22 protein-coding genes are annotated in these 26,026 nt (G+C 50.1%); 9 read left to right on the top strand and 13 right to left on the bottom strand.

The genetic code is table 11. From position 1 onward, the window contains the following. Entirely contained in the window at positions 1–2,343 is a 2,343-nt protein-coding gene (locus MELB17_RS17525; protein ID WP_007351663.1) for a hypothetical protein, read from the bottom strand. Positions 2,344–2,513: 170 nt separating this feature from the next. Here MELB17_RS17525 and MELB17_RS17520 point away from each other — a divergent pair, with 170 nt between their 5' ends. From MELB17_RS17520 to MELB17_RS17510, 3 genes are all read left to right on the top strand, one after another. Beyond that, positions 2,514–2,858, top strand: coding sequence for a hypothetical protein (locus MELB17_RS17520; protein WP_007351662.1), 345 nt, complete (start codon positions 2,514–2,516; stop codon positions 2,856–2,858). A gap of 710 nt (positions 2,859–3,568) precedes the next feature. Continuing rightward, complete coding sequence (locus MELB17_RS17515; RefSeq protein WP_007351661.1) at positions 3,569–4,261, top strand: hypothetical protein; 693 nt, start codon at positions 3,569–3,571, stop codon at positions 4,259–4,261. Positions 4,262–4,291: 30 nt separating this feature from the next. Further along, positions 4,292–4,603, top strand: a complete 312-nt coding sequence (locus tag MELB17_RS17510) for a hypothetical protein (protein ID WP_007351660.1) — start codon at positions 4,292–4,294, stop codon at positions 4,601–4,603. Between the two features lie 357 nt (positions 4,604–4,960). Here the strand turns inward: MELB17_RS17510 and MELB17_RS17505 are convergent, their stop codons facing one another. Next, positions 4,961–5,554 (bottom strand): hypothetical protein, encoded by a 594-nt coding sequence (locus MELB17_RS17505; protein ID WP_007351659.1) that lies wholly within the window; start codon positions 5,552–5,554, stop codon positions 4,961–4,963. 582 nt (positions 5,555–6,136) lie between these two features. Here MELB17_RS17505 and MELB17_RS17500 point away from each other — a divergent pair. Both MELB17_RS17500 and MELB17_RS17495 read left to right on the top strand, forming a co-directional pair. Continuing rightward, positions 6,137–7,189, top strand: coding sequence for a hypothetical protein (locus MELB17_RS17500; RefSeq protein WP_157133340.1), 1,053 nt, complete (start codon positions 6,137–6,139; stop codon positions 7,187–7,189). Further along, complete coding sequence (locus MELB17_RS17495; RefSeq protein WP_007351657.1) at positions 7,182–8,318, top strand: hypothetical protein; 1,137 nt, start codon at positions 7,182–7,184, stop codon at positions 8,316–8,318. The genes MELB17_RS17500 and MELB17_RS17495 overlap by 8 nt, the downstream gene beginning before the upstream one ends. Positions 8,319–8,349: 31 nt before the next feature. Here the strand turns inward: MELB17_RS17495 and MELB17_RS17490 are convergent, their stop codons facing one another. Further along, a complete protein-coding gene (locus tag MELB17_RS17490) occupies positions 8,350–9,675 on the bottom strand; it encodes a hypothetical protein (RefSeq protein ID WP_007351656.1) in 1,326 nt (441 codons plus the stop codon). Then, on the bottom strand, positions 9,672–10,007 hold the full coding sequence (locus MELB17_RS17485; RefSeq protein WP_007351655.1) for a hypothetical protein: 336 nt from the start codon (positions 10,005–10,007) through the stop codon (positions 9,672–9,674). The genes MELB17_RS17490 and MELB17_RS17485 overlap by 4 nt, the downstream gene beginning before the upstream one ends. Positions 10,008–10,184: 177 nt before the next feature. On the opposite strand from MELB17_RS17485, the gene MELB17_RS17480 reads away from it, so the two are divergent. Further along, the gene (locus MELB17_RS17480; protein ID WP_007351654.1) at positions 10,185–11,957 is read left to right on the top strand and encodes a hypothetical protein; all 1,773 of its coding nucleotides are present in this window, start codon (positions 10,185–10,187) and stop codon (positions 11,955–11,957) included. An 896-nt stretch (positions 11,958–12,853) separates the two neighbouring features. Then, positions 12,854–13,699, top strand: coding sequence for a hypothetical protein (locus MELB17_RS23340; protein WP_007351653.1), 846 nt, complete (start codon positions 12,854–12,856; stop codon positions 13,697–13,699). A gap of 477 nt (positions 13,700–14,176) precedes the next feature. Here the strand turns inward: MELB17_RS23340 and MELB17_RS17470 are convergent, their stop codons facing one another. The 4 genes from MELB17_RS17470 to MELB17_RS17455 form a co-directional block, all read right to left on the bottom strand. Then, a complete protein-coding gene (locus MELB17_RS17470; protein WP_007351651.1) occupies positions 14,177–14,587 on the bottom strand; it encodes a hypothetical protein in 411 nt (136 codons plus the stop codon). Next, on the bottom strand, positions 14,584–14,958 hold the full coding sequence (locus MELB17_RS17465; protein WP_007351650.1) for a hypothetical protein: 375 nt from the start codon (positions 14,956–14,958) through the stop codon (positions 14,584–14,586). Before MELB17_RS17465 ends, MELB17_RS17470 begins: the two co-directional genes overlap by 4 nt. Then, positions 14,958–15,149: a hypothetical protein gene (locus MELB17_RS17460; RefSeq protein ID WP_007351649.1), complete on the bottom strand. Its 192-nt coding sequence runs from the start codon at positions 15,147–15,149 to the stop codon at positions 14,958–14,960. Before MELB17_RS17460 ends, MELB17_RS17465 begins: the two co-directional genes overlap by 1 nt. An 82-nt stretch (positions 15,150–15,231) precedes the next feature. Next, positions 15,232–16,635 carry a hypothetical protein gene (locus MELB17_RS17455; RefSeq protein WP_007351648.1) on the bottom strand — a complete coding sequence of 468 codons (1,404 nt, stop codon included), beginning with the start codon at positions 16,633–16,635 and terminating at the stop codon, positions 15,232–15,234. A gap of 312 nt (positions 16,636–16,947) precedes the next feature. Here MELB17_RS17455 and MELB17_RS17450 point away from each other — a divergent pair, with 312 nt between their 5' ends. Together MELB17_RS17450 and MELB17_RS17445 are read left to right on the top strand one after the other, a co-directional pair. After that, a complete protein-coding gene (locus MELB17_RS17450) occupies positions 16,948–17,643 on the top strand; it encodes a helix-turn-helix domain-containing protein (protein WP_007351647.1) in 696 nt (231 codons plus the stop codon). A 36-nt stretch (positions 17,644–17,679) separates the two neighbouring features. Next, positions 17,680–18,315: a nucleotidyl transferase AbiEii/AbiGii toxin family protein gene (locus tag MELB17_RS17445; protein WP_007351646.1), complete on the top strand. Its 636-nt coding sequence runs from the start codon at positions 17,680–17,682 to the stop codon at positions 18,313–18,315. A 241-nt stretch (positions 18,316–18,556) separates the two neighbouring features. On the opposite strand, the gene MELB17_RS17440 is transcribed toward MELB17_RS17445, so the two are convergent. The 5 genes from MELB17_RS17440 to MELB17_RS17420 form a co-directional block, all read right to left on the bottom strand. After that, positions 18,557–19,453 (bottom strand): hypothetical protein, encoded by an 897-nt coding sequence (locus MELB17_RS17440; protein ID WP_007351645.1) that lies wholly within the window; start codon positions 19,451–19,453, stop codon positions 18,557–18,559. Beyond that, complete coding sequence (locus MELB17_RS17435; RefSeq protein ID WP_007351644.1) at positions 19,434–20,693, bottom strand: hypothetical protein; 1,260 nt, start codon at positions 20,691–20,693, stop codon at positions 19,434–19,436. The genes MELB17_RS17440 and MELB17_RS17435 overlap by 20 nt, the downstream gene beginning before the upstream one ends. Further along, positions 20,693–21,331: a condensin complex protein MksE gene (locus tag MELB17_RS17430; protein WP_007351643.1), complete on the bottom strand. Its 639-nt coding sequence runs from the start codon at positions 21,329–21,331 to the stop codon at positions 20,693–20,695. The genes MELB17_RS17435 and MELB17_RS17430 overlap by 1 nt, the downstream gene beginning before the upstream one ends. Further along, positions 21,321–25,130 (bottom strand): ATP-binding protein, encoded by a 3,810-nt coding sequence (locus MELB17_RS17425; protein WP_007351642.1) that lies wholly within the window; start codon positions 25,128–25,130, stop codon positions 21,321–21,323. Before MELB17_RS17425 ends, MELB17_RS17430 begins: the two co-directional genes overlap by 11 nt. 229 nt (positions 25,131–25,359) lie before the next feature. After that, positions 25,360–25,743, bottom strand: coding sequence for a hypothetical protein (locus MELB17_RS17420; protein WP_227498958.1), 384 nt, complete (start codon positions 25,741–25,743; stop codon positions 25,360–25,362). Positions 25,744–26,026 lie beyond the last annotated feature (283 nt).

The following is a 26,026-nucleotide window of genomic DNA, read 5'->3' as shown; positions in this document are numbered from 1 at the left end:
TCAGCTACCATTCTTGCGGCGGAAATCCAAGATTATTTTGTTCATTCGCTCATAGTGCATATAGTAATGGTACGCAAAACTTAGCTGATCCATGTTTGCCGGACTTGCAGTACCAACCCCAAACCCAGGTTCAATAAGGCGCCGCTCATCGATTATCTCATCGGCGTTGGCGTAACGGCTGTTGTCAGAAAAAGGATGTACGGCATTGTAATTAGTAGATAGAAAATCAACTATTGTTTGGGACGACTCGCGGTGTAGTTCAAGTGGTTGCTTGGAAGCTATCACCACCTGGTAGGCCAAATCAGAGTTTGAGTCGGGCTCTGACTCATCCCATGGAGACTTGGGGTGTACGACAATGCGCTTGACGTACTCAAATTCAGATAGCATCGCGGATAGTATTTGAGGGGCACCATCTTTTTGGTTAAATCGATCATCCATCCAAAACGCAAATATTCCATCGTCTGACAGCGACTTCTTTGCAACCTGAAAAAATTCTTTGGTGTAGAGCATCGCTGAGGACTGGTAGCCCGCACCAGTGACCGTCGAAAATATTAAGTTATATTCAGCATTGCTTTGACTGCCCTCGGATAAATAGGACAGCGCATCCCTTTTTACAATGCTGACCTTATCTCCCACTCCACCATTCAGAGGCTCAAAGTAGGAAAGCTGACTGTTAGTGTCAGGACTGATATCGACGAGTGTTACGTCATCGAAAGAGTCAGCAACGAGTGATGCGCTCACGCCCGTTCCACCGCCAAGAACTAAAGCCTTTCTTTTGGATGCTGCAAATAGAGAAGGTATTGCGGCTGCTGCAGCTTCGGCATACATAGTTCTTTTAGGGTCACTCATTTCAAGGCTCACAAATCCATCGATCACTAAGTAATCATCGGTAAATATGAGATCATCATCCTGCCACCCATTCAATCGTACATGGTCAGTGGTCCAGCCATAACTGCTCCATGACTCTATTACCTTAAATTCATATCTCATATAATCGTCTTCAAGGACGTTCGTTCCTGGTTGCAGCCGATAAACATTTCGCTCAAGAACCTTAAAGTCGCTGATGACTCTATTTGCAAGAATAATGTGATGGGTAGCAAAATACTGATCAAGGACGATTGGTACGGACGCGATAACAATTGCTGGAATTGACAAAAGCACAAGTCTTTTTGAGCTAAAACTAATTAGAGAAATAGAAACTACGAAGAGAATTAGAGCATCTACATTGTATTGCCCAAGAAAAATAAACGCCCAATAGCCAATGGCGTTTCCTATGGAGATTACAAAAAAAGCGTGTTCAGTTTTTACACCTAAACGGATCGCGGACGGTATAGAGACGCCAATAAGTGCGTAAGAGGGAATTATCAGTATCGCCGCAACAGCGAAGTATAGTATCCATGAACTGAACCCCGTATCCATAAATAGTGGAATCAGAATGTTCAGAAAATAAATTCCGACATACAGCAAGAGGATTCCTATCCCAGTTAGACCAGCAATCATCCTAAATGAAAGTTGCAGCCTTCCTGCCAAAACGGCAGATAAGCTTAGTCCCAGGAATATAAATGCCGTGATCGTCGAGTAATTACGAATGTTTGGACCAACTAAATAATCAAACGCTTTATAACTAGATATTCCAAAATAACCTGTAACAATAGAAAGACAGAGTAATCCAAAGAATAGGGAGTAAGAGTGTGCTTGCACTGTATTGGATCGATAGCATGGACTCAATGATGATGCCCGGTACAGCATCACCGTGAAACCATTCACCAATGACACTGCAGCTATTAAGCATCCTACAAATGGCCATCCAGATAATGGGAAGCCGTAGCCCTCAATGAGCATTAAGGATATCGCGCCACCAACGTGAAACAGTATGTAGACCGGCTTGAAAGCAGAGAACCCCGAACGATTTACCGTATCGGTCGTTCGATGCTGGTGCAACGGTATTAGCGCTCCAGTTAGAACGGCTATTGGGGCAACAACAATGACAAAAAGGATCATTTTTACTGAAGCGCTCATCGTTCCTGAGATCATAAATACGGACTCAATACCAAAGTATTTCAGCCCGCCAAACACAATCAGCCCGTAAACCCCTAGCAATATTTCCAGCGGCCCGGTCAGAGCAGGAGAAATTCGGGTCGAAAGCAGAGCTCCAGCGGCCGAAAGCGCGACAAATGCGGTCAGGCTGGTGGCTACCGAGGTTGCATCGCTGAGCCCGGATATTGATATCAGTTTATAGCTAACAATCTGATAGGAAAGCGCGGCAAACCCGGCAACAAAGAAGATTAGAAGGTTCAGATATCCCTGCGTGGCCGTGCGACCAAGAGGTTGAGTGCTGCTCATTTGAAGGTTCCACGCATAATTGGAGGTGTTTGAGGTTCAATTTCCGGCATTATCTGGCCACAGAGAGCCTGTAGAGCTTGGTTACGCGTCATAAAAATTGACTTGATCCTTATTATGGATAAAGATACATCATGCGAAGTTATAACGGTGGATCTAAGCGGAAATAAACGATGAAACCCATGATTAATACCATATACCTGGCCACTAGCTGCAGGTTGGCATTTATTTTCTGTTCAGTTGTTGGAGCTGCCAATGCTACGTCAAGTTTTTCGACGGAAGCGGACTCCCTCGACAAGCGAGACAGGGGGCAGCTCTTTAACACTGTTGGTGCGGCTGAGCCTTATAAGGTAAATGCTCTGGAAAAATCGTTTAGCACAACGCTGGCGCCGGATGCAGCCCAGTCAGCGGAGTCTCCTAGCAAACCATCAGCTGTAAAAGATGACAACGCACTGAAAGAAGTGCTGAAAAAAGAAAGTTCTGACACAAAAAGTCTGAATCCCTCATCGCTGCAGTAGGGCACTGGCGAAAACTGAAGGCTAGAAACTCGAAAACCGTCTTCTAAATAAAACTGCTTGCTTTCTGAAGAGAGAATACTTATGGCTGGATATAAAAATATTTGCTGTTCTTGTGGGCTTTACGTCCGCATTGACGCTTAGTTGGGGGGGGTCTGCCTATGCCGACTCGAAATTTACCACCGAAGCCGACAACCTGGGTAATCGTGAAAAACTTGGTTTTTATCACGGTATCGCGACCGGTGAACCCATAACGATGGGTGCTAACGCAGGCGTAGGGTAATCGTCGGTTCTCGACGCTGCACAAACCGCAAGTAGTGTCATCAATGAAAAGGCAGAGGATGTCGAACGTGTTGCGCAACAAAATCTTGACGCTATGAAAAGAGCGACAAATCTAAAGATTAGCGCCTTAGAGCGCAGGCTCGCCAGCGCACCAACGTCGGGCGCAGGCACAGTATCGGAAACCACTAGGATGGGTTACACCACCGAGTTGGGTCCTTACCAGTGTATAAAATATCACTTTAAAGGCGGTTGCGATCGGCGAGGAAACCCTCAATATACCTATGCATGTAGGGAAACAGCAACGCGTCTGGATGGGCACGTAACGGGCAAAACATTTCAGCGACTAGGAAGGATAAATAGAGCAAGTGGGCCCCAGTTTTCTGGCTGCTAAACACAAAGAATTCCCTAAATTTTAATAAAGGAAAGCACCAATGAAGTTAGCCGTGGCAAAGAATTCAGTAAAATTTATAAGTATTGCTCTAATGGTCGTCGCAGGCGCTCAGGGTGCTTATGCCTCATCAAAGTTTTCAACTGAAGCAGACGAACTTAGCTCCCGAAACAAGATTGATTTCTATACAGGAGTAGCGGCTGAGACGCCCATTATGGCGGGTTACTCCCAAGGCAACGGCCCCGCAAGCAACTCATCACTGGACGATGCCGCGCAATCTGCGGTTCAGGTCATCAATGAAGAGGCAGAACAGGCGCGTGACGAGGCTTGGGCGATGGAGCAGCGTATGCAGATAAAAATGTCCGCACTTGAGAAGAGGCTCGCAGGAGCCGGTGAACCAGCCGGTGGTAGTGTTGAGACCAAAGACATTATTGTTAACAGCAATTATGTAGATATGTTTGCAAGCAAGCAAATGGGGTCAGTGACAACATATAGACATTGCTGGGGCAAGGACAATCGAAATTGTGAGTACCGTACTGATACTGGGAGTATTTGCAAATTTCATACAAAAAAGACCTTTCGAGTCCTTACTACAGACGGCAAAGAAGTAGATCGTCGTGAAATAAGTAGTCGTATAGTGATGGAACGTAAGGTGAATTATAATCGCCAAGATACCGGTTGGCTTTTATACCGTGCGGGCTATTCCAACAAGACTAGTCAACGTCGTGAATGTTAAATAGAGTAGCACCCAAAAAAGGACGTGAGTATGATCTTTCATTTTCAGCCAATAAAATTCATAGCCGCCATAAGCTTTGCGAGCGCTTTATCGGTCATTGCTGGTAATGTTTTTGGGAGCAGCGAATTCACTACTGAAGCTGACAGTTTGGATAAACGTGAAGAACTTGGTTTTTATCACGGTATCGCGGAAGTTAAACCTATAACGATGCGTGCTAGCCCAGGCATATCGTCTGTTAACGACATCGCAGGAGGAGTTAGTGACGTCATTAATGTACATGCAAAGGACGCCGAGCGTGTTGCGCAAGAAAATCTTGACGCCATGAAAAGAGTGTATGATTAAAGCTTAGTCAATTAGAGAGCAGACTTGCCGACGCCGGCACAACGTCTTGGGATTCAATGCCCTGCCGGTACTCAATGCGGCATATACATGAAGACAGGAAACAGAATTAGAGCTTACACGCCATGTCAAGGCAATAATCCCCGGTACGGTTGCCCAGCAGGTTTTAGCCGGTCTGACTTAGGATACTTTGAGGCAGGTGGTGGTGATCGTAATTTCTCTACGTGCCTTAAACAATAATGCTCAAAGCGATTTTAAACCCGTCGGTCAATTGAGGTCAGGGTTTTGTGGATGTTAACCGCAGTTGAGCCAAAATATATACCCAGCAATTGTGCTGGGTGATTCCCATTAAGCTGCTAGTCAGCCTGGAACAGTGAAGCTCACTTTGGTCAGATCCCGCGGCATAACCACCATAGAATCATAGTCAATCGCGTCCATGTTATAGACGGTAACAAAACGAGCCAATCCAAAGATCGTCATGGCATCAAAAACGATGGCGTTCAGCTCACAATAAGGCTCCTGCTCAACCAACTTGTCGAGTAAGTCCATCCGCAGTGACGGTTGCCTTGGGAACTTCTCAACCGGGGCCCCATCAAGCGACAGCCAGGTATTCCATTTTTTGTTTACATCGTCCATGACTTCTTTTGAGGCTCGCGCCGGCAAATTAAGAACATGGCAACGTGAAAACGCTTCCAACCTGGCCTTATCCGGGCTCCACTCGCCCACGTTGACCCTAACCTCGACCAACCCAATACCAAGACCCTTATCGTTGGCATGGCGCACCGCGGCACCTATGAGATTGCCAGGGCCTCGGTTCCCATAAAGGAAGGTAATTCCCTTGCGCGGAAGACGTAAATTGGCATGCTGGAAGTAGTTTGGATTAGACAAGGTAAGTTGTTTCGGAGGGTTTTTGCCTTCGAAAAAGAAGAAACTTTTTGCCCCAATACTCGACACAGAATACCCTCATAACCACTGCGACACGCAGAAAATACGCCCAAGCAGGAAGCCTGCAGGCGAAACGAATAACCTTATAAACAGTATAGTAATGAGCTGCGTCAAATTTGTCTAAGAAAAATTAAGAAAAAGTCATATAGACACTATCTTTGAGATAAAAAACCAGCAAAAGTTCATTCAAACAATAGCCGATACGATAATGAATATCTGAATTATGCTAACCTTAATGGCATCGTTAAACCGAAATAGATGGATATTATGACAGCTAATTTTACCTCCAGCCTTTGCCCAGAAACTCCCATTGAAGGACGACACCTGGCCGAGTTAGCCAACTTGATGGCTGCTGAATGGGGAGAAAGCGAGCTTCGCGACTTAGACCTTGCAATGGCGCTGCACATACCGCCGAACCGGATCAGTCACTTCAGGCATGCAAAGACGTCGTATCGCGCTGCGAACACGCCGCGGGAAGGCAAGGCCAGGCACGATATCCCTATGGTACACCCACACCAGGCCATTCTGATTCGACTGCTGATGCGGCACCCAAAATATGCGCGTCTGGTTAAACGGCCATCGAACACGGAGGTGTGGGACATCATTGCGCCTTTTTTACCTGGCTCCGGGCCTGTACGCAGCGCTTTCACAGCGGGGCGCGATCAGCCGGTCCAGAAAAAGGGGTTTGCACCTGTTTTTGGGCGGGCCGCTATTTCATCGTACAAAATGCTCCCCGGAGATCTAAGTACGTCTGGCGAGACCTCTTTGACCGTAATTCGGCTACAAATGGTAATTATGAGTCGTTTTGCTGACATATTTCGCGATTGCTTCAAGCGCTACGCGGCAAACCATATGTTCTCGGCAGATCGGAAAAACCCATTGTATGAGTCAATCACGCAAGATTGGACGATCCTGCGAGAAAGGGATTCGCTTACAGGATGGATGAACGAGCCATTACTACAGGCCTTCTGGGCAGAGGTGCATGAAAAGTGGGAAGAATGGTTCAACCAGGAATACCTGTCTGTGTGCCGCCGTGAAGCCTTGTCAAGAAACCTGGACCCGGAGGAAGTTTTCGTACAAGGCAACTGGTTGAATAAAAGCCCGGTGACCGACGAGGAATACCTGCACAAAGACCCGGGTTCAAGGCCTATTACGGGTGCGCGTAACGATGCCTTTGCAACATTCCGTTTGCAGGCTGGCATCACTTCATCCGAAATGTTTTGGGTGCTTGGTGTTCAGGTAAAAGCGGTTTACCGGTACCGGAGCCGCGGGAAGATCCGCATTGAAGCGCCAACATCGATTTTATTGCGTTACTTCATGAGTAACTTGAACGATCTGAACTATTTTCTTGAACAGCCACCGTCTGGCACGTGGCTACTGCAAAAAATAATGGGTATTGATCCGGCGTTTAAGCAATCTCAGCTTTCGCCACTGTTCGGCTCTACCAAGCTATCTAGTTACAACTTCGCCGCCGAAACACACAGCTGCCCGCACTTTGCCCGGCGCCTGGCGTCCATATTCGCTCGCGAGCTTCCGCATGAGCCACAAATTTACTGGCAGATCCGCGAATGTGTAGAAGATGAAGTCCGAGCCCGCGGGCTGGACGTTAAAACTTTTTGGGAAGAGGGAAGATGGAATGGCTAACGCTCCGCGAATGCAGTCAGAATTGAAGTTGGCTGGCGCAGCCTTAAATGCTGAGCCAATTTTGAACGACGACAACGAAGCGCATGATCCAACCCATTGTCTAATACCCAAGGCATGGGAGACCCCGCTGCAGATGCCCATGGACGGCATGAGCCCGAACGATCTGTGCAAAGAGGATCGTAAAGCGTACTGCGAGCAAATATTGGGCAACCTGTCTTCGGTATTTAGTGCGTTAAGAGAGCAAGCGCACGTTGCGCGCGCTCGTTTGTTGTCGGATGGGCAGAATGGCCATCCGGCCACAATGGAATCGCCTAAATGCGAAATCGCCGATGAAGCGCGTCTCCATGCGATAGAGGCGCTTTTGAATTGGTATTACCGTAAGGATCAAGATCAGAAGGAAACGGTTGCGTATATCGGCGCTGTGAGCGCTTCACCGCATACATTAAAAGCATTGCATGAACTAAATCGGCTCAAACACGAGTTTAGTGACTTGCTGGTAACGCTCCGGGATGCACTCGACCCATTGAGCAATACACGGGGAGATATGCACGACATATTGGGAATGTTGAGCGAGAACGCACCGGTGAACCTAAGTCGAAAAGCAGCAGGATCATTGGTGCGCCATTTACTGCATTCAAAGCTGAATATCCGCCAGCTTGTGAGAACAATCCCCATAGTGGATGAGCTACCGTACAGCATCCGTTGGCGCTGGATTGATTCGCCTTCGTCCGTGCGCATTGACCGTGTGAAGTTGCTGGATATGTTGGAGCGTAAGTACGATCACCCCGAGTCTCGGTATGACTTTGAAACGGTGGCTGGGGTGACTGACCCTGATTTTTGCTTGAAAAAGGGCCAGAGCAATGATTTGAGGATATCAATCAAATTGAGCGGAATTGCGGGTGCGAAAGCGCAAGAGAATGAGCCCAGTAAGCCTTATTTGGATTTCAAAAGCCGCTTGCCAGTGTTTTACGAGGCAGCGCCGGCTGATTATTACCGGAAGGAGCCGACCTACTCCATGGCGCCGGCCAATGCACCAAAGCGAAAGCGAAGGGGTTTGACTGAACTCGAACCGTTTTTAATGACATTGCCAGTACACCGATACAAGAAAAACACCGGGTTAGCGGAGTAGGGCTGCTAGGGGATCTGCGGTCAGGATGCCGTCACACAGCCACGGTATCAGCCATATCGAGCAGCTGGTCGTAAAGCGCCCCCGAGGACGTGACATTGGTTAATATGCCCAGATATTGGGCAGGTTGATCAGGTATAAACGTATCAGCAATAATATTGTAAGGCTTACATTGGCCAGAAACAGTTGTACCCCCAGCGAACCCAACGCACCAATTTTCATCTTCATTCTTCATAATGACTATCCAGCCTTTGTCCGCAGGGCAAACCAGCAGCGCATTAACTTCTAGACTAGGATCGGTCGTCAAATCGACAAGCCCATCTAAAGTCTGGCAAACGATGTACCGGGTGATGGTTCGATAATCTGGTAACGGTTTCTCTGGCACAGCGTAGGCTGTTTGGTTGGTGAGTACCTGTGCAAGTGATAGTGGTGATAGCGGTACTCCAAAACACGTTTTGGTACAGCTTTCATTGGGTAAATGGGGGGTACACAACACCTGAGTACCACTGGCTTCCAAGATGGCCTTCCAAAAATTTGGAGCGCTGTATCGACGCTTCCGGTCGCTTGAAAATACGAAATGCCCAGCACTTATCCATTGCGCAAACGCCGCCGCTATAAATTCACTAAGTTCGTGGTTTTGCATGGCATCGGAGCTTTCGTCCAATGCGCTGATCGAGCGAGAGTGATTATGGAGTGCTTTTGATGCGTGCTTTATCTGTGCCGTATACAGTGTTGCTAAATCCAAGCCAAGTGATACCACTTCAGCCTTTCGTGCCGGGTATTGGCCTCGATAGTAAGACAGGGCCGTTTCTAGCCACAATTCTGTCAGGCTGTATTGCTGCCCAAGTAAGCTGCCCAACTCTTTCGCGATGGTCGCGTCATTGAAGTCGTAAAATTCCTCTCGGTCAGCGCTGCACAAAGACGGATCAACAGAGTTGGCAAAGGCACTTTCAGCCCGAACATCAGAAATCCATTCGCGCAAGGTTTTATGACGAACGCTCGTGACCACTGCCACAAGTAGGCTTTCAAGATGAGTGGTGAACTCTATACAACGATCACGCCATTCCGCGAACTCAAGGGTGCCTGGTGACTCTGACTTTAGCTGTGCTTGTGAAGAACAAAGGAAGTCGTTAAGAATAAAAATTGAGGATGACTGAACCAGTTTTACCGACCAAGCCTTATCGAATGGCTGGTGAAGTGAGAAGTTGCCTAGCCCAACCTTAATAACCTGTGTGATGGCGACCAGTTTTTTGATTGAAACAGCCAACTCTGCGCGCGACTGACTGGCCTGAATCTCGTTTCGCAACCGGTATAGAGCTTCACGAGCAGTTGACCCAAGGAAAATGATGGGTCCAATCAACGTGATTTCCTCCCTAGCTTAACCCTGTCAATGCCCTCAGGATTCAGGCATTGATCAAGCGGAATAAGCATTTGCAGGTGCACCTGTAACGCTCGGACACCCTGCAGTCGGTAGGCGTCAGCCAGGGTTAAGGCATGAATTTTTGACAACTCTCTTGAAACGGCGATAAACGCCGCAGCATCTGAGTAGGTCAGCGTTAGATACTTGCCGCGATCATCTTCAATGACAACAACACTCGCGGGACTGGCCGTCACGGTGACTCGGAAACCCTGGCGCCGAAAGGCCTGAATTTTCGTTATGACGATATTTTTCCATTGCCGTGTTTGGTGCATCTGAACACTCATTTCAAAAACTGACTAAAACAGGCGAATACTGACAACCAAAGTGAACAACTTTGGCCGGAATCGCTGCCCAACATCGCATGACATAGTATAGTCTCAAATTATGAACCTTTTCGGTTATTTTTTTCAGAACAGCCCGTGTTTATTGGGCGTGCGTCGGAGTGAGCTATGTCAGCACAGCAGATAACCGAGACCCAAGCAGAGCATGGCTACACGACTCGCACGTTTCGGATAGCGGACATTCGCATAGACTTGGCCATGAAAAAGTTGCAGCAGCTTAGTAAGCGTGCGGAATCCATCGGCATGCCAGCCTTTGGTTTGGAACTAGGAGAACCTTATTTCGTCATCGCCGCAGGCGAGTATGGAATGATTGGCGGCAGGCTAAAAATGTTCCCATTAACAGTGACGGGCGGCGCTCCGGTTATCCCCGGCTGGAACTTCTTTGCCAAGATCGATCACGAAGACGGTGCAAACGTTGTACGAGGGTTCGGGGCGAGCCGGGCTGTCGAGAATGACCCTGTACTCCTGAAGGAACTGCAAACCTGTCCACCGAACTGCGACCACTGCAGCGTGAAGCGCGCACGAAACACGACATTTCTGTTTGAGAAGACGGATAACCCGGGCGAGCGCATTCAAGTGGGATCAACGTGTGTTGCCGACTTCAGCGGTCACAAGACTCCCGATCAGCTTGTATCACTTGCAACCCGGTGGTGCGAGCTGTCTGACGAATTTTATAACGATGAGGGTGACATTGGCCCCACCAGTTCAGGGCGCTCCCGTAATTTTGACGTTGAATCTGTCCTGGCCGCTGGGCTAGCAGTCGTACGCAAAGACGGCCACTGGATCAGCCGGGAAGCGGCCGGTGATTTTGGCAACAGTAGCGTAGACATGGTGCAGCAGCTCTTAACCAATCCCAAAATCTACATAAATCTTGTCGAAGAAAAAGACAAGGCCGCGGCAAAAGAGATCAGCGATTGGCTATGCAGTGATAACTACGATGTTAAAGGCAGTCTATTCCGGAGCAACCTGCAAGCTATCGCCATGCGTGGCGACGTGCCATTTAAGATGACCGGCTTCCTGTCCTCGGCTGTGGCCGTCTGGCACAACGACCAGGCAGACCTGCAGAAGAAAAAAGCCAATCCAGTTGTAAGCATGAAGCTCGGCAATTGCGATGAAAAGCTCACCCTGAGTGCCAAGGTTGAAAAAATCATTGTGCTGGAAAACGATTTTGGCACGTCTGATATGACCATTCTTAAAGACACCGCCAGCCAAGCCAAGATGATCTGGTTCAATTCTGGCAAGCGCACCATGTTTGAAGGCGACACTTACCACATTACCGGTATGGTTAAGAGCCATGAGGAACGGGATGGCGTGTGGCAAACCAAATTAAGCCGAGTGAACAGTTCAGAAGCCGCACTTCAAAAGCTGATCTCGATTAACCCAACCTTTTCCAAGCCTTTTGAGAAAAAGCTACAAGCCGTTATCCATATTGACGCCCGTGACCAAACCGGAAACACAGCACTGTTCAATGCGTCATTATCTTATTCCAACGGCCAAGCCGACCGTAAGGTGGTAGTTGCCCTTGTGGCTGCTGGCGCCGATCCGAGCATCCAGTGCGGTCAGAATGACGCTTGCTCATTTGATCAGTGGGTGGTGGCCGGCGACAGTGAACTTATTCGTCGAGGCATCGAGAGCCACCCAGAGCTTACAAAAGCTTGGGGCCGGGAGATGCTGGCGGCAATGGACAGGTTATCTCCAAAGGATGCAGAGCTAATATTGGCCACCTGGGAGCAGATTTTAATTCAATCTCCAGTAAATAAGCCCGAACTTGAGCCAGAACCTTTGGCCGACACGCCCGTAGTTAGCGACGATCAACCAAAGGGTGAAGTTGGCATTGACGATCAGTTTGACGAAGACCTTACGTTTCTCAGAATTGGCTGACACCGTTTCAACAACAAAGGATAATAAGTGTGCTGAGCAACCTTTGATATGACAATAAAGAAGGTCTGGGCCGGTCATTTTCTAGACCTATGCTTTTTAAGGAATCGCGGTATGGCTCACGAATTTATAGCACCCCGATTGATGAAGCCCAAATTGCCTGCGTAGCACTATGCACGGTCAACCCACGGCCATCATGGCATTTATTCCGACAGGGAATATGGAGACTAATAGCATGGCAGGTTTGCCTATGTCGGTGCTAGGCAGAGCTTCAGTAGTTAAAGAGGTTCGACCAAATTATTGGGCGTTGATAGGAACCGCAGTAATCGTAAAAAGTCCACAGAATGCAACGGAAGGTCCAAGGTATCGGTAACCGTGGATTTAAATCAAAAAAGTGCAAGCGCGGCACGTGATGGCAAGGAATTGCACCGTGAGCAGGACGCTACCCGTTACAAGACAACCCTAACAATCTGTTGATGGTTCGGTGGAAATCAACCCGCGACTTCCTGGCTACCGACAAGCAGCCGCTGGTGGTGTCATAAGCTCTCAACTAGCGGCGTTTTCGAAAAGAAACCCCGAAGCATCATTGACCGGTTGAATAAAAATAGAAGGGGTGATCATGGCCGAAGTCGGAAGCCCGAGCTGTCACGGCTTGGAAACTGAAGTCCTAAAAGACACGTTAGCGGATGATGACGAAGATTTCAGATTAGGACCATCCACATAGACCTGAGGTGGGGAGCTTTCAAAATTTTTGGTTTATAAAATCGTTAATAAGCCCTAATAAAACCCGAAAAGTATCGAAAAGCTAACTTCGTGTTAGCTTTAGTGGTCTACCATTATGCCTTGAGTGCTGATACGGTTTGCATAATAGCAACCCACAAGCAGAAGGATTTTGGCAGATGAGTTTTACCGGAACTCGATCCCAGATGACCTCATTGTCAGAGGGCGCGCGCATCACATTGCGCATAGCCTTCCTAGCAATGGAGCAGCTAACAATAAGAAAGCCGGCAGCGTATTTGCGTAGCCGGGTTGAAAAAGTGGAACTAAGTTCTTCCAAAATTATTTTTTCTGCCCGGAAACTATTGAACGAGATGCCCTCAGAAGATTCTACTATGGACCGCGATGTAGCATGGTGGGCTCTCGTCCTCGACAGTATAGATGAACTCGGAAGTTTGAGAGCCTCACTCACAACGTCTGAATCGCCGGAAGTAAAAAAATTGATTAGCGAGACTATGCCTGATCGTTTCTTAAGGCCAATTGAAAGCAATGTGCAAGGAATGCTTAGAAGCGGCGACTCCAAGGGATTTCTATTAAAGCGCGCACTAAAACAAAGCTCTGATGATGAACCAGCAAAGAAGGCAATTTCCGCACAATTGATGGACGCTGTATTCGATCAGTGTGCCGGATGTTTAGGTATTGCTCTGGCTGACAGCAACCTGCCACACGGTGCCAGAGTTATTCTGTCAGACCTTCAAAGTCAGATCGATTATTTCAGCAGCGGAGATGAGTGGCCCAGTCCCGACCGATCCCGTATTGGCGTTGCTCTGTACGAGGTTTCTCTTTACCAAGAGCGATCAGATTTAGCCTTGGGAACAGCCGGTACTAAAAGTTTAAACAACACCATTCATCGAATGTTGATGAAACACTCCCTAATCCAAATCGGAAACCATACTTACGGTGCTGAGATCGTAGCGTTATCTCAGCCTCCGCATGACGCTCACCAACATAGTGATTTCAGCGTCTGAATTTCGGGGGTTAATGAACGCCTTGTTGTCATCATGGCCCCACGAATTGCCTTTGGGCCCAGCGATACGTCGGATTTTTTCACCCTCGGCGTATAACAGTCCCCAGCCATCTGGAAGGTCAGCCACTCCTATAACGCCAGGAAGGCACAGGTAAAACCGATAAATACCCATACCCAAATCAGGGTCCAACCGGAAAGGCTTATTACGGTCTGCCAAAAAGTCGCTGCGGGATGCCTTGCACTCAACGAGAATGGAATAATTCGACCGCCAACCAAGGGCGTCTGGACTTTCACCGCTGGCGGTAAACGCTCGAAGTTCTGTTGCGACTGCACTACAGCCACACGAACCCTTAAGCCACCGGCCAGCACGCTGAACCAGATCGTCGTGGAGTGTGGGCTGGCGGGCAGGAAGTGGCTTAACGGGATTTGCCGCCGCTACGCCTCTACGCTTAACAACGGCCACGACAATCCTCGCTTTTCACAAAATCTTTAAAACGACGATAGCCACCAGAACGCCGATCACGAAGGCTACAGACGACTCAATTCCCAGGCTCATCAGAACCTCGGCAGTCACATTGAACGACCAGTACGCGATCAACAGGGATGCCAGGCTTGCGATGACAGCAAAGCCCACAGCCCAAACCACAGTGGGTATAAGGGGACTGCCCGATACCCTTGCAGTTTTAACATGGCCAACCAAAGCCCGCAGCACCCCCAGCACGATTACGCCCGTAATGATGCCGACCGTAACCTGCGTCGATACTAACGGCTCCCAGAGTGGATCAGCGCCTGGCATGAGCAGTAATTGGAAGGCCGGAAAGGTAGCATAGGCAAACACTGCCGCAATAAAAATAGTAATCGTAATGCCAATCCGCTCGCTGACACTCATATTAAAGTCGCCTTTTCCCATAAGTGCATTGAAAGCTTGCAGACAAGCAATGAAGTGATCCCCGCAGCATAAAGACTGACCCAAACCGCAACTTCCAAGCCACTCCCTGAAAACAGCATGGCCTTTGTGATTGTACCGTATGCTAAATAGCCAACAAAAAGCGCCACCAAGCCGGTGAAAACCCCAAAGCCAATAGTCCAACTCTCAAGAGCCTCAACGGAGCTTTCGGACGGTTTCAGTGACCCGAGGTAGCTTGGTATCATGACCAGTGCTGCCATTAGAGCAACACCAATAACAATATTGCTGGTGTCTACGCCAGCGCCGAGTTTTACCATTTCATGCCAAAAAGAATCGCTTGCAACAATAAGCATCAAACTTCCTTTTCAAGAGTCTTCGTTTTGTAAGGCAACCCCGTTGCAGCATCAATATCACGCTGTGACGAACTACCGGCAACCCGACTCATTTGCCGTTTGCTGACACCCCAGCGCTCCCCGATTTCTACCAGCGTCCAACCCTTTTCGCGAACCAGCTTGTGAAATTCCGTAAACTTTCTGCCAGTCATAGAATTTTGCGCCCTTTAATTGCTTATAACTCGTCATATTTGACCATTATAACGGGTTTGAAGTTCGATTCGCCGTTCCGAGCTACAAAGTCCGCGGCCGCTGATCTACGTAATAGAAAAGATCGGCAGCTGTGATGGTGCACACAGGCTCCGCTGGCCAAAACTCGCCAGGAATAACAGCTTCCTTTCCCACGAACGCCTGATCTAGCGATGCACCCTGACCCAAAAGGTAGGCCCGGTAGGCTATTACGGCCGCCCCATGACGCAAGCCGTGACTGAGCGCCTTTCCAGTAACCCTATCCAATCGTAAGTAGCTCAGTGTTAATGTTTTGTTTCGGACAGACTCGGTGCGCTGGTTCACCTTTAACGAGAATGACCAAGAAACGTCGCCCGTTTTTTCTGAAACCCATTGTGCCGGCTGCACAACAAATCCGGGTATGCCGGTGTCGAGCAAAGGATGCTTAACCGGTTTATCTCGGCCAGTTGTCGCCGGATATTCACGGTACAAGGACACCAGATAGGTCCAAGCCTCGCGCAGCCCCGTCAGCATGCATCCTTCACAATCGGCGTCAGGCACCGAATCGGAGAACACGCCTTCCGTATGAATAACCCGAACCCGCCATTCGCCTCGCGCCCGATATAGCCCGGTTGGAATGAAGAACGTCCGGCCCTCTACCAAGCGTTTGTAAAATTTGACGTTGCGGCCTTCAAGCCAAACATCAGCGTGTGGCTCCGTCAAATCTCTGGCTTGCAACCTGGCGGCCAAGGCATCGGGGTCACCGAATGTTGTTTTGGGCCGACGCTCCCGCGGCACAACAATAAACGAGTCCATAATCGCAACAATGTCGAGATCAGGCGCCTCAACGTGTTGCCGTCGAATGTCATCCGGCACTTCGAGATATTTATAAGCTGCAGTTGAGTAAACGCCAAGACTGCGCTGGCGGTTGTAATAGCGGCGTGCCGCCACCGCCTTTCTGATCAACTCGTGAAGTCTTGTGGATTGACCAACAGGATCATCCATTACGGATTCTTCTTTTATGCTACCTGCGTAGAAATTCCGAGAGTCAATTCGTCCATCCGGCAGCCTAACCATTTGCATGGCACTGACCTCAACTCGCTTACCGGCAGGCTTGGATGTGCGGCTGAGAACAACACCGGTATAGCCGGTATCAATCAATGGATCACGCTCAAAACCTAATCCTCGGTTTCGCTTATCGACAACGAAGCGAGACACCACGCCTTCTAGTGATTCAACCAGGAGCGCGAACGCACGGGACAGAGAACTAAGCGGGCAGGGGTCGTCTTCGACCTTGGTTGTGATTAGGCCGCCCTCGTGAACCACGTAGAGGCGCCAGCTTGCGCCGAGAGGGTGACGTGATATGCCACGGGGCACCCAGACAGGGGCTCTGCCCGGCAAAATAACCTCTCGAAAGGTCACCGGAAAACCGGAGATCGACTGGGTTGCTTGGGGTTGAGTGAAATCCATGGTAAGAGCAGCCCTAACGGGTGAAATTATGAAGTCAGAAGTTGACACACATTACGTTCATGGCAATTATACTTGTATAGCCATATATGGCTAGTATGCACCAGTGAAAGCGCTGAGCCTTTTACTCTTCCCAGTGTTGAGAAATACACATCCAACTTTGGGAATCGGTAGTTTCATCTGTTGAGTAGGCTTCCAGAAATGCTCGTCCGTAGCCTCAATGGGAATTTTAAGGTAGGTACGGATGCCTGACAATGTGCAGGAATCTGCGCAGTTCTGTATACTGCGCACAGAAGCAGAAACAAGGAGCGCGTCGTGTTAGCGGTAGAAACAAAAAAAACTGTAAAGAAGGCTGTCACGCCCGATGAGGGTATCGGTGCTGCGCTTCGCCGTGCCCGGAACGCCCGTGAGCTTTCAGGGGAAGCTCTGGCAAGCGCAACCGGCTTATCGCGAAGGACGATTATTAAGATTGAGCAGAACGACGAGAGTGTGGCCTTCGGCAGTTACCGGGCCGTGGCTCATGCCCTTGATCTCGACTGGTTGATGGACGTGTTTTCTAGGGACGCCAATCAAGGAACAACTCAGCCTCCGAGGTTCTATTTGTCGGGCGCTTCTGCACTGTCGTTGCCCCCTGAGGATGGTCGGCCGCCTGCACTCTGGTACTCCAGCAGCTTGAGTAACCCGAAGAGCTGGCGAATTGCCGGCAAACACGTAACTCATACTGGGTATCTCATGGGAGTCTTGGACTTGTGGGACGCTACAACAGCAATCGCTCGTTACGGGGTAACAGTGCCCTGCATCTGGGCCGCCAGCCCGGAACGTGCTGTGTTTGATTTGTTGGTTCACCATTGCGAGATTAAGCGCAAACCAGTGCCGAACATCCAGGCATCCGACATTGATGATGTCGTTGACCTAAACAAAGTGGCCCGATGGATAAAGCAGTGCGAGGCGTTTTTATCCCGGCAGGGCGCAAAGACAATCCAGGATTGGCTGGAGGACAGCTGCCAATGAGCCCGACCAAACAACACAGTATTCCGCCAAGCGATCATGCAGGCGATCTGTGAGGTTATCAAAGAGGAGGGCAAACCCCTTGTTCTAAAGGGCGGCACTGCGCTTTTGCTGGCGTACAACCTACAGCGATTCAGCGAAGATCTGGATTTTGATTTAACCGTGCCCCTTGAGGGACACCTGAATATTAAGAGTATCTGCAGGGACGCCCAAAAAAAGCTGGTAGGAAAAGGCACCAAGGTAAGCCTCCTACACTTTAAAGAGTTGAAAAAAACCGAGACAACACACCGATGCCGCCCGACGTTTTTCGTAGGAGAGGACTTGCCTTCCCATACGATAAAAATAGAAATTTCCGCTCGCACAACACCGGACCCGCAGTGCATTCGAGTCGTGAACGGAGTCAATGTTTACGCCGTGGGTGAGATTGCCCGGCTGAAACTCCTGGCAGCCCGGGAAAACGAGTTAAGCTCCCATCGCACGGCCGCCCGAGATCTTCACGACCTGGCGTTCATAGCCCGTCAATGGGAAGCCGACCTGTCACCAGACATTATTGCCCAGATGGAAGACTTCTTCAGCGATCCGATTTATCTAATGGAACGTTACAATGACGCCTACGACGATGACCCGATCATCAATGGGCGCTTGTTTGATGATCTGAGCACCATAGAGAAGTGAATGGACGACAGAAGGGATGACGACACGCTCTCAATGTTTGCACCCAGTTAACGGTACTACCGTCGAAATTATGCCTTCGAACGTGCCACCGGCCAAGACAGAAAAGTTGCGGTCAGCGCCGCAGCATAAGGGTGGCACGCGAAGCCGAACCGAGAGTGAGGCGCAGATAAGGGAAAGGCGCAGCCGCTCCCGAATACAAGCAAAGGGCGCAGCCCGCCCGAGGCGAAGCTGCCAGATATTATCACTTGTTAATTGCGTTTTCGCTCTGCAGTGGGGGTATAGCAGGCCCCACCACCAAAGGCAGACGTTTCGAGGCGGTATGCTCTTCCATAATGGCGATCTGCCTTTGATCCATGTAGCTGAGCATGGCTTGCCACGAAGCCTCGGTGCTCCGCGCTTTTAATCTGCGAAAAGAAACGTGGTGCCGGTTGAATACCTCGCGCTGGCTGATTTTCGCCAACGCTGCGGCATCAAAAGAGGCGATTACCGCTAGGTCGGGGATCAGCAATACGCCCTTACCGTGGCGAGTGGCAATATCAATGCCGGCAGGATCGAAGTCGCCCAGGAACGCAAGCGTTTCGGAGGGTTGATTACGAATAAGAGTGTCAACGTGGGGAACGTTCTCTCCATGACCGCGGTATACGACAAGCACATCGCACCACGATTCAGGCAGCACTAACTTTTCACAATGCTGAATGGTGGTGCCGTTTTCAAGGATTAGGAGTTTTTGGCTTTGGAGTCGGTCGAGGTCTATGCGGTCCAAATGTGTGCTCATCAGCACGTTTGCCGGCGCCCGCGCAGATTCACCGGATTGCAGGGGGATGGAAGAATTGCCCAGAGTAGCCATCACCACCATTCGGCCAAATACCAATTCGTTGCCGAATTTTTCATTGCCCGTTTTCGCCGCTACTTCAACGCGGTTGCCGGATAAATCCTGGAACAACGGATCAAGGTTGGTCAGATATTTGGCGTACTGGCGTAAACTGTCTATATCCTCAGTTGTAAAAACGAGTCGCTTTCCAATGCGGGCGCCAAGGGACGTTTCCTCGTGTATCTCGGCCCAAACATCCGAGACAGCGATATCCGTTTTATGCCCCCTGACGACTTTGGAAATGGCGTTAAATTGCGCTGCCGACATTGGCTTGCCTCAAAGTCATATCATGAATAGAGATGTTGTCCGGGTACGTGAGGTGAGGGTGGGTATGGTAAGACACATCCACACACTCCCGATCTTCACCCGGCAGAGCGGCCAGCTCGCTTTCGATGGTGTGAAGCCATGTGGCGGCATCGCCAATTAAGCCACTGGCATTAAATACGTCCAGTGCCCGAATCTCTTTGTTTCCAATGTTGCCGTAAACGATGTGAAGAACCAGTCGTTCCGCCAGCAAATCCATCGGATCGTTGTCATTAAGTTCTACTGCACCCTCACGATCGTTACTGATTGACTCGGCACGCTCAGTTTCCTGGGTGATCGGCTCACTGGTTTTGCTGGTCCGCACCGCCTCTGCCATCGCAATCAGAGCTTCCTCGTCTGAAGGGTCGTAGATATCGGGCTGGCCGTCGATATGAAAAACAGAGGTGATGTTCAGTCTGGGCGGACAATAGTCTAAGTCCAGATTGGCAATAGACGGAATAAAACCTGGCGTATTGGCAAAATATTCCTCAAAGCCCCCTACAAGCTTACTGAGCCGTTGATCCTCGCGCATCCTAACCAGCATCAATCGAAGTTGATGAAGGGCATAAACAAGGTTCTTGCGACCTTCCTCAAGTGCAGCGGGTAGGTGTTTTCGTAGGAGGCGCCGTAAAAAAGGGTCGTTACCGGCCTGATCCGCCAGCTCCCGAATGTTAAAGCTGTCAAATAAGGCGTTGAGCTTGCCGGCCCGGGAAATGGCCCGCTCGTTCTCCCGCATACGTAACTCAAGATCGGTGACGTATGAAAAGCCACTGTTCAGATAACCCACGTAAGTCTCAGTAGCCGAGCGAATGTCCTCAATTATGATGTTCAGGTGTTCTTTGATGGTGCTTTCAAGGCGCTCTTTGTCGGCATAGGCACCCAGACGCTTCGCTTCGTGATAATCCTTGAACAATTCCTCCAGGGCCCCCCAAAGGTCTTGAATCTGCTCACTGGCCCAGCGCCGGCGCTGAGCACCGGTAATATGAATCAGAAGGTGGATGAGGTCTTTGTTCAGGTTGGGGTCAGGATCGTCATCATCCCGGTACCGCCAGACCAACCTGTGGTGTTCTAAGGTTTCCAAGATAGCGCGATTCTCGCTTGTTTCGCGCAGCCGGTTACCGTTATTGAGGTGGGCATCGAGAATCATGTCAGCGTGCCTGGCCAGAGCCACCAACGCCGCCTGGGCATCATGGGTTCTGGCCATTACATAATCCTCAACTGTTGATCGTCGTCGATGCCGCTATCCGCGATGCCTTCATGGGTTTGGATGAACGTCATCAAGTCGTAAAGCCAGCTCCACTTGCCGGTGGCTTGATATACGCTGCCCGATGTGCCGATGCGCGTTAGAAAACCTGTTTTTTCCAAGTTGCCCAAGACGATTTTGAGCTGGCCAGCACTGTCCGATTTTTTACTGTGAAAGTATTTACTCTCCGTGAGCGTCCGCAGCTTCGTCTCCAGCGACGGCGCACTGGAAACGCGCTCAAGAATGCGGCCTTCGGATATCTGGTCACCGGGTACAATCGGTCGTTCGTTGCCCTCGGTGGCCATGATGAGCCGTAAAAAATGAACTAGCGGCTCAAGGTGGTTGGCAACCTCATCAAACCGACTCCTGATCGCATCCTTTACTGTTTTGGATGTGGTGTCTTCATACGCGCACAACCACGCGTCGTTACTGCCGGTTCGGCGCAGTACGCGGTTCATCTGGCACAGAAATCCGGCTACTTGTTGCTGGTTATTCTGCATCATGAGGTAGTTGTAAAGACTGTCGTATCGGTACTCGCAAATAATCTCGCCAGCCAACAGGGTAGTGACGGTTTGCTCAAACAGTGGGTTACCCGACATTGTTTGCGACCTCCGCGGTCAGTTCTTTGCGTGGCGTGGCTAGGCTCTCAATAAGGGCATCGTCCGATCCTTCGCTGGTAACGCTCTCAAACTTGAAGATCTGGCCACCCCGGATGAATGACTTGGTTTCAAAGAATTTCCGCAGCGGACGACTCAACTCAGGACACGCCGAAATCATGGTCAGGTTGTTCTCTTCCAGCATGGCCGCCAGTCTGGCAATGTTTTGCGGGTCAAGTTTACCAATCTCATCAACGGGCCAGGTTATCCGGGTTTGCAGGTCAGGGCAGAGGTAGCGGGTCATCCCCATGAAAACCGCCATAATAGCGAGGTAACTCAAGCCTTCGGAACTCACCTGCCGGAAGTCGTTGTCGTTTCGGATGCGCACCGGGTTGCCGTTCTCTTTCATGGATAGCGTCATGTCGATCATTGACTCGATACTGTCCCCGAGGTTGGCCGACGACAAGGTATCGCAGACCTCTTTGAATGCGATGATGATGCTTTCACTCGGTATTTCACCGGGATTTAACGCATGCCAGTCTCCCCACGCGCGAATAAAGGCTTTCAGTGGCCGCCAACTGTCATCGTCTTCGATCCGGGCGCGCAAGATCACCTCAATATCCGTGATTGATTCAATTTTCTGATTCAGGTTCATCTGTTGACGAAGCAGGCTGGATACGCGGCGCACTTCACGCGCCATAGACTCAAGGCTATCGAAATAGTCTTGTAGTGTGCCGGCTTCAGACGCGAACAGGTGACCAACAGTGGCTTTTATGTGAGGTATGTCGTTGTCCAGAAGGAAACTCAAGTCAGCTATTTGGTCTAGTTGGAAGGCTTCATCAAACTCGCTACCAATATCGCTCAGCTGGTTGCGCCGATACTCCGTGAATTTTTTCCACGCAGCATGGATGAGGGTGCCGCTGTAGCGATTCAGAACGGTTTGGGTTCGCTTAAAGGCGATCAGGACTTCTTTGCGAAGCGCCAGTAACGCAACGCCTTCCTCTTGCAAATCTTTGGTCAGCGCAACCAAATCACCGGGAACACCAAGAGCGCCCTCATCAGGCGCAAGTTCAAGGGATTTTCTGAGGGTCGTATTCGCGTCCTCAATCTGGATATGTAGGCGTTTTGCTTTTCCATCAGAAGTCTGTCGTATCTGCTTTTCAGCGGCTTCGGCAATCTTAAAGTCGCGCTCCAGATCTTTTAGCCTGGTCGAGAGGTCTTGAACTTGTGCCGATAGGCGGCTCACATTTTCGGTCAACGTTTGCGCCTCACCCCACTCGGACTTTAGCCAGCGACGGTATTCAACAACCAAATCTTCGGTTGCCCGTATTCGATCAACCGTCTTCTGTGCCTGCTCTACTCGTGTTCGTTGTCCCTGGATAATGGCTGGATCAACCCCGTCAGCTTCCAACTTTTGGTTATAGGCAACCAAACGTCTTTTCAGGCGCTCGGTGTGTTCCTTATCAGCCTGAGCAACCAAATCTTCAGCAGCTTCAATCGAAAGCCGAGCCTGAGCCTCAATGTCTGCCCACAGACCAATTTGATCCATTTTCTGTGACGATGCCCCGTTGAGCGATCGGTCAAGAAGATCGCGGGACTCAGAGTCAAATTGCCGAGCCTGATCCTCAATGGCAATCACAGCCTTAACATGAGCAGCCTGGCGCTGGTCTTTTGCCTGACGAATATCTGTTCGTGCATCCCTATGGTGACCACGCTGGCGGTCAACGGTTGCCCGAGCCAATCCCAGCTCTGTCTCCAGCTTCTCGACGTTTTTACGCTTAGCGATGTACGCCTTATTACCGGCCTCAGCAGCATCTTCAGCCTGCCGAACAGCCCCAAGGCCCTTGTCGATTGCCAATGCAGCATCTTCAAGCTGGCGGATTAACTCTTCATCGGACGCTGCAAACGTCGGTACCGGAACATTATCCAGTAACAAGCTCCAACCCATCACGCCCTGGTCAGCGCCATCACCGGCAATTCGTTGTGGGTTTAAGCCTTGGCGATAGAGCAGGTCGGGGTCGACCACTTTAGCCAGAGTATCTGCCCAGCCGACACCTTCTTTACGCAGCGTAGAAATCCAGGTTCCGTCTTCCGGATGTAGCAGACGCTTTAACGACACTTCATCATCCCGCAAAGCCACCAACCGGCGCTCAGTCTGCTGCAGTACCGCTAGCGCGCTGTTCTGGTCTTCCAATGCCTGATCTTTGAGCATAATGGCCGCGAGCTTGGCTTCATCTGCCTTAATGGCCACACGCTCGGCCTCGGCTACCGCAGCTTCGGCTAACTCAAATCGTAGGGTTTCCTCTGGGGTTTCACCTACGTTGTCTCGCAGAGTTATGGCCCGGGTAAGCTGATCGCTCAACACCGAGCGCTTGGCGCTTCGTTCGCGCTCAATTTTAGCGTGCTCTTTCTCGCCTTCGAGTTCGATCTTGTGCAGAGTGGATTGGTGCTGGCGGGCAAGCTCTTTGAGCGAATCTCCTGCATCCCGAACTTTGTTTTTCCGGCGCCCCTGCTCGTCAGCGAATGCATGATTGAGATTCTGAACATCTTGGGCGTACTGATCTTCAACCTGGACGACACGGCTTGTCATCTGTGCAAAATCGGCCTCTGCCGTGGACAGTGATTTCTCGCGCTCTGGCAGGTTAGTGAGTTCCTGATCCAGTTCCGCCGCTTCCTTGTCGTCATAAGTCTGGCGCTGCACGTACAGCGCATCAAGCTGAGATTTCTGGAGCTCGTGCTTTTGCGCAACCGTGGTGTGATCGCGGATTAATGCTCTTTGGTCGTCGTTAAACAGATCGGCAAGATCGCCCAGTCGCTCTTCCGACAAGTCAACCGCTTTGCGATGCGCCTGCAATGTGTCTTGCTCGCAAGCAATAGACGCCCGTACGTTTGCGGCAGTTTGCTTAGCGGACTCAAGAGTGGCCTGGCGTTCCGACTCCTTACTGATACACACACGAATGCTGTTTTCTTCACTGGCGAAATCTCTCACGCTGCGAATATCATCCACCAGCGTTTGCCGATCAACAGGCTTGGGCCGGCGATTCAGGTGTACATCATCGAACTGGGTTTCGCAGATCATGGTTTTAAAGCTGGACAGCAAGCGGTTCTTGTTCAGTACAACGTGCGTCAACCGGTCGATGTGGGCCATCTTCGTATCTGGCCCACCCAAACCGAAGTTGCCAGCCAAGTCCCGCAGGTGCCGTGTCTCGGCCGGCCGGCGTCGCAACAACCGGGCGTTGCGCTGAATAACAGCTCTATAATCAGTGATCGTATCCAGCTTCTTAGACGGTTTTATGCCCAACTCGCGGAGCCTGGCAAAGATTTCCCTGTTATCAGCCCCAGCTTCCAGCAAACCCATAACATCAGGGTGAAAGAACGTCTCAGTGGCCGATCCCTCAACAAACCGATAACACAGCTTTCCGGTGTCGTGCCGGTACATCACCGAACAACAGGGACCACCGTGCTTTTGATACTCAAAAATGATCAGGCTTTGTAGAGAGGGCAGATAATAATCCAAAAACGACTGCCGCCCCGAGCTCTTAGCGACGATACGTTCAGGCTCTTCGCCGTAGAACGCCGGGATCAGAGCCAGTATGGATGTTTTGCCCGCGCCGTTGATGCCACCCAAATGTGTTCGTTGCCGGCAATCCACCTGGATGGTGCGGCCACGGACGTTTTTAAACGAATGGTGAAGGATGATGGATTCCAAACCATAGGACGGTATTTTCACGTCATCAGTGGCGGCAATCCGAGCATCATCTGAACCCTCACTGTGACCAATACTCCCCATCAGATTACTCATAAAATACATTCCCTTTAAACCGTAATGTGAAATTTTGGACACCAATGAGACAGCTGCCATATAGCGTATTCAGCGTGTAAATATAGGAAACCTAATATCGTACGGTATACGATTTTATCGTAATTGAGTGTAGGTAGACCAAAACACTTGAATTCAACCACTGCGGTACGACAACTAAAACAACCTCTGTAGTGAGTCGGGGCGCGAGCCCTTGGCGGCTTAAACAAAGTTAAGCAGGCCCAGGCCCGCAATCCGCACCATCTAGCCAGGTTAAACTAACTCGATCAGCGTCAACCGAGCCCATTTTGCTTTCCAGAAAACCCGAAAATCCAAGCACATCATCTTGCAACCAAAACAAATCAGAATCTGTAAACAGAAAGGTTTTGGCCGGCGCAATGCCAATGCAATCTGAAAGACACTCTTGCCGCATTTTTTCGATCAGCTCATGCTCAAATTGCAGTCCATCGTAGTCAATGTAGATCGCCTCGCCATCCTCCCGAATCATCAAAACGTGATCAGAAACACCCTCATCGATACGCCCAACAACCATTAACTGACTATCTGGAATTAACCACTGCAGAGATTCCGCAAGCAACGCGCAACCACCTTCCATCCACGAACCGGATGGCAGGAAAGTGTAAGCCTCGGGTGAGTCCAGAACCGCGCGTAAATCGTCGTTAAAGGGGTGATCCATTAAAACGCTCAGAAGAGGTGGTGCGGCGCCGCAAAAAGCAACCGCACAGAAATGAAGGATAAGCTCAATTAGGCAGGGCTTGGCTGACTATAGCCCTCATCAATCCCATCACCCTGGGTTGCCTCGGCATTGGCGTCGGGCACCAAGCTTGGCTGGTAATTTTGAAAAACTGATCCAATTTAAAGGCAAATTTACTGTCGGT

The sequence above is a fragment of the Marinobacter sp. ELB17 genome, from assembly GCF_000169375.1.
In the GTDB taxonomy this organism is placed as follows: Bacteria; Pseudomonadota; Gammaproteobacteria; order Pseudomonadales; family Oleiphilaceae; genus Marinobacter.
The sequence above is the reverse complement of the archived record's forward strand: the minus strand, read 5'-3'. Positions and strand labels throughout refer to the sequence as shown.

Excerpts from the sequence above, each read along its gene's own strand:
- MELB17_RS17525 (WP_007351663.1), bottom strand. The coding sequence starts at position 2,343 with ATGAGCAGCACTCAACCTCTTGGTCGCACGGCCACGCAGGGATATCTG.
- MELB17_RS17520 (WP_007351662.1), top strand. The coding sequence starts at position 2,514 with ATGAAACCCATGATTAATACCATATACCTGGCCACTAGCTGCAGGTTG.
- MELB17_RS17515 (WP_007351661.1), top strand. The coding sequence starts at position 3,569 with ATGAAGTTAGCCGTGGCAAAGAATTCAGTAAAATTTATAAGTATTGCT.
- MELB17_RS17510 (WP_007351660.1), top strand. The coding sequence starts at position 4,292 with ATGATCTTTCATTTTCAGCCAATAAAATTCATAGCCGCCATAAGCTTT.
- MELB17_RS17495 (WP_007351657.1), top strand. The coding sequence starts at position 7,182 with ATGGCTAACGCTCCGCGAATGCAGTCAGAATTGAAGTTGGCTGGCGCA.
- MELB17_RS17485 (WP_007351655.1), bottom strand. The coding sequence starts at position 10,007 with ATGCACCAAACACGGCAATGGAAAAATATCGTCATAACGAAAATTCAG.
- MELB17_RS17480 (WP_007351654.1), top strand. The coding sequence starts at position 10,185 with ATGTCAGCACAGCAGATAACCGAGACCCAAGCAGAGCATGGCTACACG.
- MELB17_RS23340 (WP_007351653.1), top strand. The coding sequence starts at position 12,854 with ATGAGTTTTACCGGAACTCGATCCCAGATGACCTCATTGTCAGAGGGC.
- MELB17_RS17470 (WP_007351651.1), bottom strand. The coding sequence starts at position 14,587 with ATGAGTGTCAGCGAGCGGATTGGCATTACGATTACTATTTTTATTGCG.
- MELB17_RS17465 (WP_007351650.1), bottom strand. The coding sequence starts at position 14,958 with ATGCTTATTGTTGCAAGCGATTCTTTTTGGCATGAAATGGTAAAACTC.
- MELB17_RS17460 (WP_007351649.1), bottom strand. The coding sequence starts at position 15,149 with ATGACTGGCAGAAAGTTTACGGAATTTCACAAGCTGGTTCGCGAAAAG.
- MELB17_RS17455 (WP_007351648.1), bottom strand. The coding sequence starts at position 16,635 with ATGGATTTCACTCAACCCCAAGCAACCCAGTCGATCTCCGGTTTTCCG.
- MELB17_RS17445 (WP_007351646.1), top strand. The coding sequence starts at position 17,680 with ATGCAGGCGATCTGTGAGGTTATCAAAGAGGAGGGCAAACCCCTTGTT.
- MELB17_RS17440 (WP_007351645.1), bottom strand. The coding sequence starts at position 19,453 with ATGTCGGCAGCGCAATTTAACGCCATTTCCAAAGTCGTCAGGGGGCAT.
- MELB17_RS17435 (WP_007351644.1), bottom strand. The coding sequence starts at position 20,693 with ATGGCCAGAACCCATGATGCCCAGGCGGCGTTGGTGGCTCTGGCCAGG.
- MELB17_RS17430 (WP_007351643.1), bottom strand. The coding sequence starts at position 21,331 with ATGTCGGGTAACCCACTGTTTGAGCAAACCGTCACTACCCTGTTGGCT.
- MELB17_RS17425 (WP_007351642.1), bottom strand. The coding sequence starts at position 25,130 with ATGAGTAATCTGATGGGGAGTATTGGTCACAGTGAGGGTTCAGATGAT.
- MELB17_RS17420 (WP_227498958.1), bottom strand. The coding sequence starts at position 25,743 with ATGGAAGGTGGTTGCGCGTTGCTTGCGGAATCTCTGCAGTGGTTAATT.